The 15,053-nt window shown below is 65.2% G+C and carries 13 protein-coding genes; 9 read left to right on the top strand and 4 right to left on the bottom strand.

What is annotated here, in order from left to right; translation table 11 throughout:
- Genes kdpB through IEX78_RS24130 form a run of 3 tightly spaced genes read right to left on the bottom strand, consistent with a single transcriptional unit; the run spans position 1 to position 3,844 of the window.
- Positions 1-2,088 carry a potassium-transporting ATPase subunit KdpB gene (gene kdpB / locus IEX78_RS06590; RefSeq protein WP_188827864.1) on the bottom strand — a complete coding sequence of 696 codons (2,088 nt, stop codon included), beginning with the start codon at positions 2,086-2,088 and terminating at the stop codon, positions 1-3.
- Entirely contained in the window at positions 2,088-3,758 is a 1,671-nt protein-coding gene (kdpA, locus tag IEX78_RS06585; RefSeq protein WP_188827863.1) for a potassium-transporting ATPase subunit KdpA, read from the bottom strand. Before kdpA ends, kdpB begins: the two co-directional genes overlap by 1 nt.
- The gene (locus IEX78_RS24130) at positions 3,758-3,844 is read right to left on the bottom strand and encodes a potassium-transporting ATPase subunit F (protein ID WP_188828288.1); all 87 of its coding nucleotides are present in this window, start codon (positions 3,842-3,844) and stop codon (positions 3,758-3,760) included. The genes kdpA and IEX78_RS24130 overlap by 1 nt, the downstream gene beginning before the upstream one ends.
- A 224-nt stretch (positions 3,845-4,068) precedes the next feature.
- Between IEX78_RS24130 and IEX78_RS06575 the strand changes: the two genes are divergently transcribed.
- The 9 genes from IEX78_RS06575 (at position 4,069) to smc (ending at position 14,623) form a co-directional block, all read left to right on the top strand.
- A complete protein-coding gene (locus tag IEX78_RS06575) occupies positions 4,069-6,579 on the top strand; it encodes an ATP-binding protein (protein WP_188827862.1) in 2,511 nt (836 codons plus the stop codon).
- Positions 6,569-7,276 carry a response regulator gene (locus IEX78_RS06570; RefSeq protein WP_308426512.1) on the top strand — a complete coding sequence of 236 codons (708 nt, stop codon included), beginning with the start codon at positions 6,569-6,571 and terminating at the stop codon, positions 7,274-7,276. Before IEX78_RS06575 ends, IEX78_RS06570 begins: the two co-directional genes overlap by 11 nt.
- A gap of 90 nt (positions 7,277-7,366) precedes the next feature.
- Positions 7,367-7,798, top strand: a complete 432-nt coding sequence (locus tag IEX78_RS06565; RefSeq protein ID WP_188827861.1) for an OsmC family protein — start codon at positions 7,367-7,369, stop codon at positions 7,796-7,798.
- Positions 7,795-8,076 carry an acylphosphatase gene (locus IEX78_RS06560; protein WP_188827860.1) on the top strand — a complete coding sequence of 94 codons (282 nt, stop codon included), beginning with the start codon at positions 7,795-7,797 and terminating at the stop codon, positions 8,074-8,076. The genes IEX78_RS06565 and IEX78_RS06560 overlap by 4 nt, the downstream gene beginning before the upstream one ends.
- Positions 8,077-8,187: 111 nt before the next feature.
- Complete coding sequence (locus tag IEX78_RS06555) at positions 8,188-8,730, top strand: hypothetical protein (RefSeq protein WP_188828286.1); 543 nt, start codon at positions 8,188-8,190, stop codon at positions 8,728-8,730.
- The gene (locus tag IEX78_RS06550) at positions 8,730-9,893 is read left to right on the top strand and encodes a glutathionylspermidine synthase family protein (protein ID WP_188827859.1); all 1,164 of its coding nucleotides are present in this window, start codon (positions 8,730-8,732) and stop codon (positions 9,891-9,893) included. Before IEX78_RS06555 ends, IEX78_RS06550 begins: the two co-directional genes overlap by 1 nt.
- A 21-nt stretch (positions 9,894-9,914) precedes the next feature.
- Entirely contained in the window at positions 9,915-10,370 is a 456-nt protein-coding gene (locus tag IEX78_RS06545; protein WP_188827858.1) for a DUF350 domain-containing protein, read from the top strand.
- 64 nt (positions 10,371-10,434) lie between these two features.
- On the top strand, positions 10,435-10,914 hold the full coding sequence (locus IEX78_RS06540) for a DUF1707 SHOCT-like domain-containing protein (protein WP_188827857.1): 480 nt from the start codon (positions 10,435-10,437) through the stop codon (positions 10,912-10,914).
- 76 nt (positions 10,915-10,990) lie between these two features.
- The gene (smc, locus tag IEX78_RS06535) at positions 10,991-14,623 is read left to right on the top strand and encodes a chromosome segregation protein SMC (RefSeq protein WP_188827856.1); all 3,633 of its coding nucleotides are present in this window, start codon (positions 10,991-10,993) and stop codon (positions 14,621-14,623) included.
- On the opposite strand, the gene IEX78_RS06530 is transcribed toward smc, so the two are convergent.
- Positions 14,620-15,009, bottom strand: coding sequence for a DUF2237 family protein (locus IEX78_RS06530; protein ID WP_188827855.1), 390 nt, complete (start codon positions 15,007-15,009; stop codon positions 14,620-14,622). The genes smc and IEX78_RS06530 overlap by 4 nt on opposite strands.
- Between the last annotated feature and the right edge of the window lie 44 nt (positions 15,010-15,053).

Genomic DNA, 15,053 nt, shown 5'->3' with positions numbered 1-15,053 from the left:
TCACGCCATTCCGGGGAGAAGTTGGACGAGCAGATCGATGAGTTTGATCCCGACAAACGGCGCGATGATGCCGCCGAGCCCGTAGATCAGCAGGTTGCGACTGAGCAGCGCTGACGCGTTCGTCGCGCGGTAGCCGACACCACGCAGCGCAAGCGGAATCAGCGCGACGATCACCAGCGCGTTGAAGATCACCGCCGACAGAATCGCCGACTGAGGACTGGCGAGCCGCATGATGTTGAGCGCGTCGAGACCGGGGAACAGGGCAACGAAGAGCGCGGGGATGATCGCGAAGTACTTCGCGATGTCGTTGGCGATCGAAAACGTGGTCAACGCGCCTCGGGTGATCAACAACTGCTTGCCGATTTCGACAATGTCGATGAGTTTCGTTGGGTCCGAGTCAAGATCGACCATATTGCCTGCCTCTTTGGCAGCCGACGTGCCGGTGTTCATCGCGACACCAACGTCGGCTTGGGCGAGGGCGGGCGCGTCGTTGGTGCCGTCGCCGGTCATCGCGACGAGTCGGCCGCCAGCCTGTTCCTTACGGATCAGGTCGAGTTTGTCTTCGGGCGTCGCTTCGGCGAGGAAGTCGTCGACGCCTGCCTGTTCGGCGATGGCCTTCGCGGTGAGCGGGTTGTCGCCGGTAATCATCACCGTGCGGATACCCATGCGACGCATCTGGTCGAAGCGTTCGCGCATGCCCGACTTCACGACGTCTTCCAACGCGATCACGCCGAGAAGGCGCGCACCGCCGTCGGCGTTGACCTCACCAACGGCGAGCGGGGTGCCGCCTGACGCGGAAATCCCGTCGACGATCGCCGCTGCCGCTTCCGGGATCGAACCCCCTTGTGCCCGTACCCATTCGGTCACCGCACCAGCCGCCCCCTTGCGCAGCTGGTAACCCGTCCGCAGGTCGACGCCCGACATGCGCGTTTGCGCGGTGAACTCGACCCAGGTCGCGCCGTCAAGTTCGCCGTCGGGTCGTTCGCGCTTGTGGAACACGTCCTTGGCGAGCACCACGATCGAGCGACCCTCGGGCGTCTCGTCGGCAATGCTCGACAGGTGCGCGGCGTCGGCGAGTTCGTCGTCAAGAATGCCGGGCATCGGCACGAACGCGGTGGCCTGCCGGTTGCCTAGCGTGATGGTGCCGGTCTTGTCGAGGAGCAGCGTGTTCACGTCGCCTGCCGCTTCGACCGCCCGCCCCGACATCGCGAGGACGTTGCGTTGTACGAGGCGGTCCATGCCCGCGATGCCGATGGCTGAAAGCAGCGCGCCAATCGTTGTTGGGATCAGGCACACGAGCAGCGCGACAAGAACGATGCCGCTAATGCCATTTGTGTTGAGCGCCAACGTGTCTGGCACGCCGGGATTGTTTGCTTTCGAGAAGATCGCGAGCGGTTGCAAGGTCGCGACGGCGAAAACGAAGATGATCGTCAGCGCCGCGAGCAGGATGTTGAGCGCGACCTCGTTCGGCGTCTTCTGTCGACGCGCCCCTTCAACGAGGGCGATCATCTTGTCGATGAAGCTCGCGCCCGGCTCGGCGGTGATGCGGACGATCACCCGGTCCGACAGGACGGTCGTGCCGCCGGTGACCGCGCAACGGTCGCCGCCGGATTCGCGGATGACGGGCGCGGATTCGCCAGTGATGGCCGACTCGTCAACCGAAGCGATGCCTTCGATCACGTCACCGTCGCCGGGGACCACCTGGCCCGCATCGACGATCACCACGTCGCCGCGATGCAGTTCCGTTGCGGCAACAGCATTTTCGAGGAGCGGTCCGCCGGGTGCCCAGTCGTGGAGCCTGCGCGCGACGGTGTCGGTTTTCGCGCGCCGCAACGTGTCGGCTTGCGCCTTGCCGCGTCCTTCGGCGACGGCTTCGGCGAGATTGGCGAAAACCACAGTGAGCCAAAGCCATCCGACGATCGCCCACGCGAAGAAGCTGGACGACGCCACCGCGAGCACGGTCGCGAAAGCAGCGCCGATTTCCACGATGAGCATCACCGGATTGCGCCACAGCGTGCGCGGATCGAGCTTGCGCAGCGCATCGGGCAGAGACGCGAGCATGAGTTTGGGGTCTAACAGTGCAGACATCAGTGGATTCCTTCGGCAAGCGGTCCGAGCGCGAGCGCGGGCAGGAAGGTGAGCGCGACCAAAATCAGCGTCACCCCGATGACGAGGCCGACGAACTGCGGTCGATGCGTGGGCAGCGTGCCGATCGATTCCGGCGTTTTGCCCTGCCGGGCCAGCGAACCAGCGAGCGCGAGCACGAAGATGATGGGCACGAACCGGCCGAAAACCATCGCGAGACCTAGCGCGGTGTTGTACCAGTCGGTGTTGCCTGCCAGGCCCGCGAAGGCGGAACCGTTGTTATTGGCTGCCGAGGTGAACGCGTAGAGCACTTCCGACAGTCCGTGCGGGCCGCCGTTGAGCATGCTCGCGCGTTCGCCGGGCAGTGACATCGCGATCGCGGTGCCGACCAACACAACGAGCGGACTGACGAGGAAATAGCTTGCGGCGAACTTGATTTCGCGCGGCGTAATCTTCTTGCCGAGATATTCGGGTGTGCGCCCAACCATGAGGCCGGCGATGAACACGGTGAGCACCGCGAGGATGAGCATGCCGTAAAGGCCCGAACCTGTTCCGCCCGGCGCGATTTCGCCGAGCTGCATGTTGACCATCGTCATCATGCCGCCGAAGCTGGTGTACGAGTCGTGGAACGAGTTCACCGCGCCGGTCGAGGTGAGCGTGGTCGAGGCCGCGAAAGTGGCGGAATCCGCGACGCCGAAACGGGTTTCGACACCTTCCATCGCCGCGCCCAGTGCCGTGGGGACCGTCCCGTGGTGCTGAAGTTGGAACAGGTTCGTGAGCGCGACGCTGGCGAGGGCGAGAATGCTCATCACCGCGACAATCGCATAGCCCTGCTTCACATTGCCGACCAGTCGGCCGAACGTGCGTGGCAGCGAGAACGCGATAACGAGCAGCAGGAAAATCTCGACCCAGTTGGTCAACGCGGTCGGGTTTTCGAACGGGTGCGCGGAGTTGGCGTTGTAGAAACCACCGCCGTTCGTGCCGAGAAGTTTGATCGCTTCCTGACTGGCAACGGGACCGCCAGGAATGACTTGCGTTGTCCCGCTCAGGGTTTGCGCGACGGTGTCATTCAGCGCGAAGTTCTGCACGACGCCGCAGGCAACTAAGACGATCGCGGCAACGAAGGCAAGCGGCAACAGGATGCGCAGCGTGCCGCGCACGAGGTCGACCCAGAAGTTGCCGAGGTCGCTGGTGTCGCGTCGGGCGAACCCGCGCACGAGCGCGACCGCGACGGCCATGCCAACGGCAGCCGAAACGAAGTTCTGCACCGTCAGCCCAGCCATCTGCACCAGGTGCCCCTGGGTCGATTCGCCCGAATAGTTCTGCCAGTTGGTGTTGGTGGCGAAGCTGACCGCGGTGTTCCATGCCAGCGCGGGCGTCATCTCGGTCGCGGGGTCGTGCAGGTGCAGCGGCAGCGCGCCCTGGACCAGTTGGAAACCGAACAGGCCGAGAATGCCGATCACGGAAAACGCGAGCACGCTGCGGGCATAGGTTGCCCAGTTCTGCTCGACATCCGGATTGGCACCGATCGCCCGGTAAATCAGCCGCTCGACACGCGAGTGCTTCGGACTGCGGTAGACGCGATACATGTAGTCGCCGAGTGGAACGTGTACCAGGGCGAGGGCGAGAACCAGGGTCGCGACGAACGCGACCCCGGCGGTAGTCGAGTTCACTAGAACCTCTCCGGAAACAGCAGGGCGGCGATCAAAAACAGCGCGACCCCAACGGCCAGCGCGAGCGCGACCAGATTCGCGATCACAGTCGCTCCACCCCTCGGACGAGCGCCCCGAGCAGCGCGAAGACAGCCACGGTGAGCACCGCGAACACCACGACAGACATCCAGACCTCCTTGCGCCCCGAAGTGAGGCGGCGAGGTTGAGTAAAGGTCCGAAAAACGACTTGAAGTCCGATCCTTACGGTTCCTTAGCGCCTAGCCGCCCGGCCTTTGCGGATTGTTGACAGCGCGCCACGCATGATGAGTGGGTGAAACGCGGACAACTGCGGATCTATCTCGGCGCCGCCCCTGGCGTGGGAAAGACCTACGCCATGCTTGACGAGGCCCATCGACGCATCAGTCGAGGTAGGGACGTTGTTGTTGGTGTTGTCGAGACGCACGGGCGTAGCAAAACGGCAGCACTGCTCGCCGGGCTAGAAGTGATTCCGGGCAAAACCGTGCGCTACCGCGACACTGAACTGCCCGAACTCGACGTTGCCGCTGTGCTCGCTCGCCGACCGTCGGTCGTGCTCATCGACGAACTCGCCCACACCAACGTGCCGGGCAGCGGAAACGAAAAGCGGTGGCAAGACGTCGAGCAACTGCTCGCTGCTGGGATCGACGTCATCTCCACCGTCAACGTCCAGCATTTGGAAAGCCTCAACGACGTCGTCGCCCAGATCACCGGCATTCAGCAGCGCGAAACCGTGCCAGATGCGATCGTGCGTGGCGCTGACCAGGTTGAACTCGTCGACCTCACGCCCGAAGCGCTGCGGCGCAGGCTCTCGCATGGCAACGTTTACGCCGCCGACAAAGTCGACGCCGCGCTGCGCAACTACTTCCGACCAGGCAACCTGACCGCGCTGCGTGAACTCGCGCTGCTGTGGCTGGCCGACCAGGTCGACGCCGCGCTTGCCAAATATCGCGCCGACCACCAGATCACCGAGCTGTGGGAAGCGCGCGAACGCGTTGTCGTCGCGGTGACCGGCGGTGCCGAATCGGAGACGGTGGTGCGGCGGGCGAGTCGGATCGCGTCGAAGTCGAGCGCCGATCTTGTTGTGGTGCATGTGATTCGCGGCGACGGGCTCGTCGGCGTCTCCGTGCGACGGATGGCGCGATTGCGTGAACTCGCGGCGAGCTTGGGGGCGTCGCTGCACACCGTGACCGGTGACGACGTGCCTGACGCGCTGCTGACGTTCGCGCGTGAGGTGAACGCGACGCAGCTTGTGCTCGGCACGTCGCGGCGTTCGCGCTGGGCGCGCATGCTCGACGAGGGCATCGGTTCGGCGGTTGTGCAACGCTCGGGCAAGATCGACGTGCACATGGTCACTCATGAGGAAGCCAATAAAGGCTTGCGGCGCAATCCGTTTCGACCGCGTAACCCTCTCCTTGCGTGGGTTGCCGCACTGGTTGTGCCGCTTGCGGTGAGCGTGCTGTGCTGGGCGGTTTTCGACGGCTGGCTGCAACTCGGTGGGCTGAGCGCGATCTTCGTTGTTGGTGTTGTCGCGGTCGCGTTGCTTGGTGGCGTGTTGCCCGCCGCGATGTCGGCGCTGCTTTCCGGGTTGTTGCTGAACTGGTTTTTCACCGCGCCGCGCTACAGCCTCACGATCGCCGAGCCCGATAACTTCGTCACCGTCGTTGTGCTGTTGATTGTCGCGGTCGCGGTCGCCGCACTCGTTGACGTCGCCGCGAAGCGAACAGCGCAGGCGCGCAAGGCTTCTCGCGAAGCCGAGCTGCTCACGCTCTTCGCGGGCTCCGTGCTGCACGGTGCTGATCTGCCGAATCTGCTTGAGCAAGTGCGGGATACGTATCGACAGCGCGCGGTGAGCATGCGGTGCGGCGACGAGGTTGTCGCTGCCGTTGGTATCGACCCGCCACGTCGCGACCCCGACGCGCAAACCGTCATCGACGCGGGCGACTCGACTAGCACCTTGTTGCTCGCGGGCCCGCTGCTCGATCCGCGCGAGCGGCCCGTCCTCACCGCCGTCGCGAATCAGGCCGCTGGCCTGGTGCGGCAAAGTCGGCTCACTCAGGAAGCCAGCGCGGCGGCCGCACTGTTGGAAGCCGACAAGCTGCGGCGCGCGTTGCTGTCGGCGGTGAGTCACGATCTGCGGACACCACTGGCGGGAGCGAAGGCCGCGGTGTCGAGTTTGCGGAGCGACGACGTCGAGTTTTCGGCCGAAGACACCGCTGAGCTGCTGGAAGCCGTCGAGCAGTCGGTCGACCAGCTCACGGCACTCGTCGGCAATCTGCTCGACTCATCGCGGTTGGCAGCCGGGGTTGTGACGCCGCGCATGCGGCCGGTGTACGTGGACGAGGCGATCCATGAAGCGCTGGTCAGTGTCGGCATGGGCGCGCGCGGGCTGCGCCGCGCTGCCATGTCGCGGGTCGACGTGTCGGGCGCGGTCGATGTCGCTGCCTGGGCGGATGCCGGGCTGTTGGAACGCGTTCTCGCGAACCTGATCGACAACGCGTTGCGCTATTCGGGGACGGCGACGCCGGTGCGGATCACGGCCGAACAAACCGAGGACCGCGTAGTGATCGCGATCAGCGACACCGGGCCGGGCGTCCCTGCTGGAGCGGAGGATCACCTGTTCGAACCCTTTCAGCGCATGGGCGACAACGACAACACAACCGGGGTGGGACTTGGGCTTTCCGTCGTTCGTGGATTCGTCGAGGCGATGGGCGGGACGGTCGCGGCCGAACCAACGCCCGGCGGCGGGCTGACGGTCGTGATGGAACTGCCAGCTCCACCGAAGGAGGTCGGAGGTGCCTACTAACGAGACCGCGCCGATTCGCGTGCTCGTCGTCGACGACGAACCGCAGATCGTACGGGCGCTTCGCATTAATCTGTCCGTTCGCGGGTACGAGGTGTGCACGGCGGGAACGGGTGCTGCCGCGTTGAGAGTCGCTGCGGAAAAGCATCCTGACGTCGTGATCCTCGACCTTGGCCTGCCCGATATCGACGGCGTCGACGTGCTTGCCGGGCTGCGCGGGTGGTCGGACATTCCGGTGATCGTGCTTTCCGCGCGCACGGATTCGGCCGACAAAGTCGAAGCGCTCGACGCGGGTGCCGACGATTACGTGACGAAACCGTTCGGCATGGACGAGCTGCTCGCTCGCGTGCGCGCGGCCGTGCGACGCGGCGCGACCGCCGCCGACAGCGCGAGCGGCGACCCGGTTGTCGTCACCGATTCCTTTACCGTCGACCTCGTCGCCAAGACGGTCACCAAACGCGGCGAACGTGTCCACCTGACCCCAACGGAATGGGCCATGCTCGAAATGCTGGTTCGTCATCGCGGAAAACTGGTGGGGCGCAAGGAGTTACTGCGGGAAGTGTGGGGTCCGGCGTATGCGACCGAAACGCATTATCTTCGCGTCTACCTCGCGCAATTACGCCGCAAACTGGAAGACGACCCCGCCAGCCCCCGGCACCTGCTCACCGAGGCGGGAATGGGCTATCGGTTTCAGGTCTAGTGTCGGCGCTCACGTGGTCGGAATGTCTGGATCGACAGCGACGTTAGGTGGCGTGAACCCGTTCCCTAGTGCAATGGCAGGATCAACGTCATGGCTGAGCAGAACAACCAGACCACCGAACTGTGGGTCGAGCGCACCGGCACCCGCGCCTACACCGGACGCAGCACGCGCGGAGCCGAGGTGCTCATCGCGTCGGCGGGCGTCGAAGGCGCATTCACCCCGGGTGAGCTGCTCAAGATCGCGCTCGCCGCGTGCACCGGACTCAGCTCCGACCTGCCGCTTTCGCGTCGCCTCGGCGACGACTTCGACGCGGTTATTCGCGTCTCCGGCGACGCCGACCGCGAGAACGAGGTCTATCCGCAGCTCGACGAGGTGCTCGAACTCGACCTCTCCGAACTCGACGAAGCCGCGCGCGAACGCCTACTCGTGACCGTGCAACGCGCGGTCGACAAGGTCTGCACCGTCGGGCGCACGCTCAAGGCGGGTACGAAGGTGAACCTGAGCTTCAGCATCGACGCATGAGCGACGACCGCGTTCGACTGAGCGCGTGGGTGCACGGACAGGTCCAGGGCGTCGGTTTTCGCTGGTGGACGCGTTCGCGCGCACTGGAATTGGGCCTCGTCGGCTACGCGCGCAACCAGGCCGACGGCCGCGTGCATGTGGTCGCCGAGGGCACCCGAAGCGCGTGCGAGAAATTACTTGAGCTGCTACGGTCCGGCGGGACACCTGGTTACGTTGACCTGGTTGTCGCGAACTGGGAGCCCGCGCGGGGCGATCTCACCGGATTCGAGGAGCGGTAGTGGAGTTTGCGGGGTCACGGGGGGAACGCAATGAACCCTAACGAGCCAATACCGGGCGGCCAGCCTGGAAATCCGGTGCAGCCCAATAACTTTGGTGCACAACCTGGTCGCATTGAGCGACAAGAGCCCGGTGTCACGCAGCCGCGCCCACCGAGCGTCGGCGAAGCACGCGCCCGCGACAAAGCGCGCAAACAGGCTGCTGAGGCTGAACGCGCAGCCGCTGAGGCCGAAGCCGCGAAGAAGCGGACGCGCAAACGGGTGATGATCGGAGGCGTCGCCATTGTTGGCGTCGCCGCTTTGGTCGGCGGCGGCTACCTCGCCTACCGGGCGATCACCGCGCCGGACCAGGTCACCGCATCATGCGTGCAGTACGACCAGAACGGCAACGAGATCGTCGTTGATGACAGTTACTGCGGCGACGGCAAGCGGAACTTCGTCAACGACTCAGGAAACCACGGTTCGGGCGCTGGGCTGCTGCTGCTTGGGTGGCCGCAGTATCGCTACTACTACGGCGGCACGCCGACGATCGGCAAGCCGCCGACGGGCGGGTCGACGGTCAAACCGAGCAACGCGACGATCACAACAAAGAGCGGAACCACCGTCCAGCGCGGCGGTCTCGGCAGCAAGTCATCGGGCGGGAGTAGTGGTTCGTAATGCGCAGGGCCAGAAGCACACCGCGACCGAGTTGGCAGCAGATCGTCGAGAAGCAGGGGCTCGTGTACGGGGTCCCTGGGCGCGACGCGAGCGGTCAGCCGCGTCCGTACTGGGACGAGTCGATCCACTACGAGTTCTCGATGGACGAGATCCTCGCGCTCGAAGCCGACGTTGAACTGCTGCATTCGATGTGTCTGCACGCGGCCGAACACGTCGTGCTCACCGAGCGTTTCGCCGATTTCGGTCTGCCCGAATGGAGTTGGGCCCCGATCGCCGAATCATGGCGTCGCACTGACCCTTACATCTACGGCCGCTTCGATTTGCGCTACGACGCACGTCGGCCAGCGAAACTGCTTGAGTACAACGCGGATACGCCGACTTCGCTGCTGGAAGCGGCCATCATTCAGTGGCATTGGCTCCAAGAAGTGTATTCCGGTGGGGACCAATGGAATTCGCTGCACGAGAAGCTTGTCGAGAGATGGGCGTCGCTGCGCGGGGTGCTGCCGGGCAACGAACTGCACTTCACCTGGTCGGGTGCCGATCAAACCGGCGAGGACAACGTCACCACCGCCTACATGCAGGAATGCGCGGCTGAAGCGGGCTTCGACACCGTCGCGCTGCCGATCGAAGAAGTTGGCTTCGACACCGAACTGAACCGCTTCGTCGACCTCGCCGACTCGCCGATCGAAGCCATTTTCAAGCTCTACCCGTGGGAATGGATTCTCGACGACGACTTCGGCAAGCGCGTCGTTGGCTCACTGCCCGCGACAACGTGGATCGAACCGCTCTGGACCACGTTGCTGAGCAACAAGGCCATTCTGGCGATCCTGTGGGAAATGTATCCCGGCCACCCCAACCTGTTGCCCGCCTACCTCGACAACCCGCATGAGCTCACCGAATACGTGCGCAAGCCCAAGCTGGGACGCGAAGGCGCGAACATGACCATCGTCGGCGCTGGCATGGAAACCGCGACGGGCGGCGTCTACGGCGCCGAAGGCTATGTGTACCAATTGCTTGACCCACTGCCCGAATTCGACGGAATGCGGCCGGTGCTTGGTGCGTGGATGGTCGGCGATACCGCCGCTGGCCTTGGCATTCGCGAAACCGCGGGGTTGATTACCGACGACGGTGCCGCGTTCGTGCCGCACCGGATTGTTGACTGAGTTCTTACCGAAAGGAACACGATGACCGCCCTTGCCCTGGAATCGGGTTATTGGAGCGTGCTTGGCGAAGGCGTTGGGGCCATCCTGCTCTACGCCGTCATCGGGCTCGTGCTGATGCTCGTTGGGTTTTACGCGATCGATCTGACGACGCCGGGCAAGCTGCGCACGCTGGTAGTCGCGCGCAAGCCCAACGCGATCATCGTGTCGGCCGCGGGCATGATCAGCATGGCGTTCATCGTTGTGCTCGCGATCTTCGCCGTCGGCGGTAGCGGCAAGCTGTGGCAGGGGCTCATCGCCGCGCTGGTGTACGGCTTGGTTGGCATTGTCGCCCAGGTCATTTCGGTGCGCGTGATCGAGCTCGCGACCGGTATTGATATCGGCGCGGTCCTGCACGAAGACAAGTTCACGCCCGACGTGCTGCTTGTCGCCGCGGCGCACTTCGCGCTTGGGCTCGTCGTCGCGTTCGCGATCTTGTAGCGCTTCGTAGCGAGGGCGTCGATCACCATTGACATTGCACAATGGAGGGTGGACGCTAGTTTGCATGGACATCACCCCGGGCACGCGGGCGTCTGACGCCGAACGCAACGCGATCGTCGCGCAGCTGGGCACCCACCTGGCTGATGGTCGCCTTGACCTGGCCGAATACGAGCTACGGGTCGACAAGGTGTATGCGACGACCACCCGCGACGAACTCGCGGTTGTCCTCGCTGACCTGCCCGCACTCGTTGAGCCGCCCGCGCCGCCGAAGCCGGTGAAACGCATCCCGGTCTGGCAGCGCATCGAGGCGGGCAGCTGGCTCGGCGTGAGTTTGATCGTGCTCGTGATCTGGGGACTCGTTTCGCTGAGCGTCGGCGAACTCACCTACTTCTGGCCGATGTGGGTGATCGGGCCGTGGGGTGCCGTGCTGCTGTTTCGCGTGGTCACAGGCTGGGAAGCGGCACCAGGAACCGCGACCCACTTGAAGCAGCTACAAAAGCAGGCGCACCACATCGACCCGCATCCACCGCGCAAGCGGGACTGACGAATCTGGTCCGACACCAAAGTGTGTCGGTGGCGCGGGTTAGCATGGTTGCTCGCGCGCAGAAAGGTCAATGGTCGTGCACCTGAAAAGCCTGACGTTGAAGGGGTTCAAGTCCTTCGCGTCCGCGACCACGTTGCGCTTCGAACCGGGCATTACCTGCGTTGTTGGGCCGAATGGGTCGGGCAAATCCAACGTGGTCGACGCGCTCACCTGGGTCATGGGCGAGCAGGGTGCTAAAGCGTTGCGGGGCGGCAAGATGCAGGACGTCATCTTCGCCGGAACGGCTGGGCGCGCGCCGCTCGGTCGCGCCGAAGTCACGCTCACCATCGACAACTCCGACGGCGCGCTGCCCATCGACTACTCCGAGGTGTCGATCACCCGTCGCGTGTTCCGCGATGGAGCTAGCGAATATGAGATCAACGGCAGCAGCTGTCGTCTCATGGACGTGCAGGAGTTGTTGTCCGACAGCGGCATTGGTCGCGAAATGCACGTCATCGTTGGGCAGGGTCAACTTTCGGCCATCCTCGAATCGCGCCCGGAAGACCGTCGCGCGTTCGTTGAAGAAGCCGCTGGCGTGCTCAAGCATCGTCGCCGCAAGGAAAAAGCGGTACGCAAGCTCGACGCGATGCAGGCCAACCTCGCGCGCCTCACCGACCTGACCACCGAACTGCGCAGGCAGCTCAAACCGTTGAGTCGTCAGGCTGAGGTCGCGCGCCGCGCACAGACCGTGCAGGCCGACCTGCGCGACGCGCGGTTGCGCCTCGCCGCCGACGACCTGGTCACGCGCCGCACCGAACTCGAATCGCAGCTCAGCAAAGAGGCATACGCCCGCGAGCAGCAGATCACCGTGCAAAGCGAACTCGATGCCGCCAACGCCGCGCTCGCGCAACAGGAGTTCGAGCTTTCCCGGCTCAATCCCGCCGCCGAAGCCGCAGGTCAAACGTGGTTCCAGCTGTCGGCGCTCACCGAGCGAACCAACGCGACCATTCGCATTGCGGCCGATCGCGCGCGCCACCTCCACAGCGAAGCGCCGGTCAACGCCGGTCGCGACCCCGACCAGCTTGAAGCCGAAGCCGACCGCGTTGAGGAAGAAGAACTCGAACTGCGCGAAGCAGTCGAGATGGCCGCCGAGACGTTAGAGATCGCGCGGGAATCCCTCGCCGAGCGTGAGTACGCCGCTAAGGCCGCCGAGCAGGCGCATCTGGCCGCGGTGCGGGCGATCGCCGACCGGCGTGAGGGCCTGGTTCGCCTGTCGGGCCAGGTCGACACGCTGCGGCACAAGGCAACGTCGTTCGACGCCGACATCGCGCGCCTGTCAACGTCGATCGAAGAGACACGCGAACGCGGCGCTGCCGCTCAGCGCGAATACGACACGGTGCAAACCGAACTCGACGAACTCGACGAGGGCGAGCAGGGGCTCGATACGCAGCATGAGCATGCCGTCGCCGCACTCGAACTCGCCGACGAACGCGTGCGCGAACTGCGCGAAGCCGACCGCGACGCGAGCAAGCGGGTCGCCTCGCTTGGCGCGCGGATCGAGGCGCTTGGCATGAACCTCGCGCGCAAAGACGGTGCGGCGTGGCTCGTTGAGCATGGCGTTGCCGGGCTGGGGCAGCGGCTGTCGTCGCTGCTGCGGGTGGACGCCGGGTTCGAGGCGGCCGTCGCCGCGCTGCTCGGGCCGCTGGCCGACGCGATTACCGCCAACACCGCCGCCGACGCGGACGCCGCCGTGCGTGAACTCCGTGGCGGCGACGGTGGTCGGGTTGCTTTCGTCTTCGCGACCGACGGGCGAACGCAGGCCGCGCGACCCGAATTGCCAACGGGCGCACGGTGGTTAGCGGATGTGGTTGCTGGCAACGATGCGGTTGCCCCTGCCCTCGCCGCGCTCACCGCGGGCGTTGCCGTTGTCGACGATGTCGCCGCCGCTACCGCGCTCGTCGCGCTGCGACCGGAACTGCGGGTGGTCACGCGCGAAGGCGACCTCGCTGGTACCGGATGGTTGGTCGGCGGGTCCGAACGGATGCCGAGCCAGCTCGAGATTCAGGCCGAAATCGATACGGCGACAAGTGAATTGGCTGCCGCGCAGCGTAGGGCCGAAGAGTTGGAGGCGTCGCTCGCTGGCGCGCTCGCTGAACAGGCCGACCGCAAAGACGCCGCTGACCAGGCGTTGATGGCGTTGCATGAGTCCGATCAGGCACTGCTTGCGATCTACGACCGACTCGCCCGCGTTGGGCAGGGCGCGCGCACCGCGCAGCGAGAGGTGGAGCGGCTTACCGCGCAGCGTGGCGTCGCAGAACGGTCACGCGACGACGCGCTCACCTCGCTCGCCGAGCTCGAAGACCGCTTGCGCAACGCCGAGATCGAACACGGCGACGCCGACGACAGCTTTGGTTCCGGCGCTACCGAGTCAGCGGGTCGAGCGCGTGAAGAGGCCGCCGCCGCGCTCGCCGAAGCCCGCACGATGGAAATGGAAGCCCGTCTCGCTGTGCGCACGGCGGAGTCGCGCGCGGAAGGTGTTCGGGGCAAGGCGGATTCGTTGCGTCGGGCGGCGCGTGCCGAACGGGAGACGCGAGCACGCGCTGAGCGTGCGCAGGCAGCGCGAAAGCAAGCGGCCGCTGTTGCCGCCGCTGTCGCGGAATCGGGCAGGGCGATCGCGCTTGAGCTGGAACGGGTTGTCGCCCAGGCGGTTTCGCGTCGCGACGACCTCGTCCGCAAGCGCACCGAATGCGCTGCCGGGCTCGACGCGTTGAAGGAACGCGCCCGTGCGCTGAATGCCCAACTTGCCCAGCTCACCGACGCCGTTCACCGCGACGAGGTCGCGAAAGCCCAAGCGGCCCTTCGCATTGAGCAGGTTGAGACCACCATTGCCGAGCAGTTCGGCATCGCGTTGAGCGACCTGATCGCCGAATACGGTCCCGAAGTTCCGCTTCCGCCAACGGAATTGGAGCTGCGCGAGTACGAGGAAGCCAAGGAGCGCGGCGAATCGGTCACTGCGCCGCAGCCGATGCCCTTCGATCGCGCGTCACAAGAACGCCGCGCGAAGCGGGCCGAAAAAGACCTCGCCACGCTCGGCAAGGTCAACCCGCTCGCGCTTGAGGAATTCGCGGCGCTGGAAGAGCGCTACAGCTTCCTCTCGACGCAACTCGAAGACGTGAAGAACGCGCGCAAAGACCTACTCGACGTGGTCGCCGAAGTCGACGCGCGCATCTTGCAGGTCTTCACCGAGGCATACGCCGACGTCGAGCGCGAATTCGTCGGGGTGTTCGGCAAGCTATTCCCCGGCGGCGAAGGTCGACTCGTACTCACCGACCCGTCGGACATGCTCACCACCGGCATTGAGGTCGAAGCGCGACCGCCGGGCAAGAAGGTGAAGCGCCTGTCGCTGCTGTCCGGTGGAGAGAAGTCGCTGACGGCTGTCGCGCTGCTTGTCGCGATCTTCCGTGCGCGACCTTCCCCGTTCTATGTGATGGACGAGGTGGAAGCCGCGCTCGACGACACGAACCTGCGTCGCCTCATCGGGCTTTTCGAACAACTGCGCGAGAAGAGCCAGTTGATCGTGATCACCCACCAGAAGCCGACGATGGAGGTCGCCGACGCGCTCTACGGCGTGAGTATGCGCGGCGACGGCATCACCCAGGTGATCTCGCAGCGCCTCACCCGCGCGGAAACGCCGGCGCCGGCCGAAGCCGCTGCCGTCGGGGCGGGTTAGAGCAGGTCGCTGACGTCGTCGGGCACGTCGACGGCGTACTTGCGCAGCACGTCCATCGAGATCACCTCAAGGGCGTTCTCATGCGTTGCGGCGAGCACCACCGGCGATGCGACGCCGTCTTCATGCGCGTGTAGCCAACGGACGGCGACAACACACCAGCGGTCGCCCGGCTGCAACCCGGGGAATTGGTTTTCAGGGCGCGGGGTGCTGAGGTCGTTGCCGATGGACGCCTGATGTTCCAGGAATTCCGCCGTAACAACGGTGCACACGGTGTGGCTGCCGAGATCCTCCGGGCCGGTGCTGCAGCACCCGTCGCGGTAGAAGCCCGTGAGAGGATCGGCGCCGCACTCATCAAGCGGCCCCCCAAGCACGTTTCGATCGGTCACTCGCCCGATCCTATGGGTCACACGCCAGAAGTTCCGCAGGACAA

Source organism: Nocardia camponoti (assembly GCF_014646135.1).
Taxonomy (GTDB): domain Bacteria; phylum Actinomycetota; class Actinomycetes; order Mycobacteriales; family Mycobacteriaceae; genus Nocardia; species Nocardia camponoti.
The sequence above is the reverse complement of the archived record's forward strand: the minus strand, read 5'-3'. Positions and strand labels throughout refer to the sequence as shown.

What these genes read in the sequence shown, in the direction of transcription:
- IEX78_RS06560 (WP_188827860.1), top strand. Translation starts at nt 7,795, where the DNA reads ATGAGCGACGACCGCGTTCGACTGAGCGCGTGGGTGCACGGACAGGTC.
- IEX78_RS06550 (WP_188827859.1), top strand. Translation starts at nt 8,730, where the DNA reads ATGCGCAGGGCCAGAAGCACACCGCGACCGAGTTGGCAGCAGATCGTC.
- kdpB (WP_188827864.1), bottom strand. Translation starts at nt 2,088, where the DNA reads ATGTCTGCACTGTTAGACCCCAAACTCATGCTCGCGTCTCTGCCCGAT.
- IEX78_RS06565 (WP_188827861.1), top strand. Translation starts at nt 7,367, where the DNA reads ATGGCTGAGCAGAACAACCAGACCACCGAACTGTGGGTCGAGCGCACC.
- IEX78_RS06540 (WP_188827857.1), top strand. Translation starts at nt 10,435, where the DNA reads ATGGACATCACCCCGGGCACGCGGGCGTCTGACGCCGAACGCAACGCG.
- IEX78_RS06545 (WP_188827858.1), top strand. Translation starts at nt 9,915, where the DNA reads ATGACCGCCCTTGCCCTGGAATCGGGTTATTGGAGCGTGCTTGGCGAA.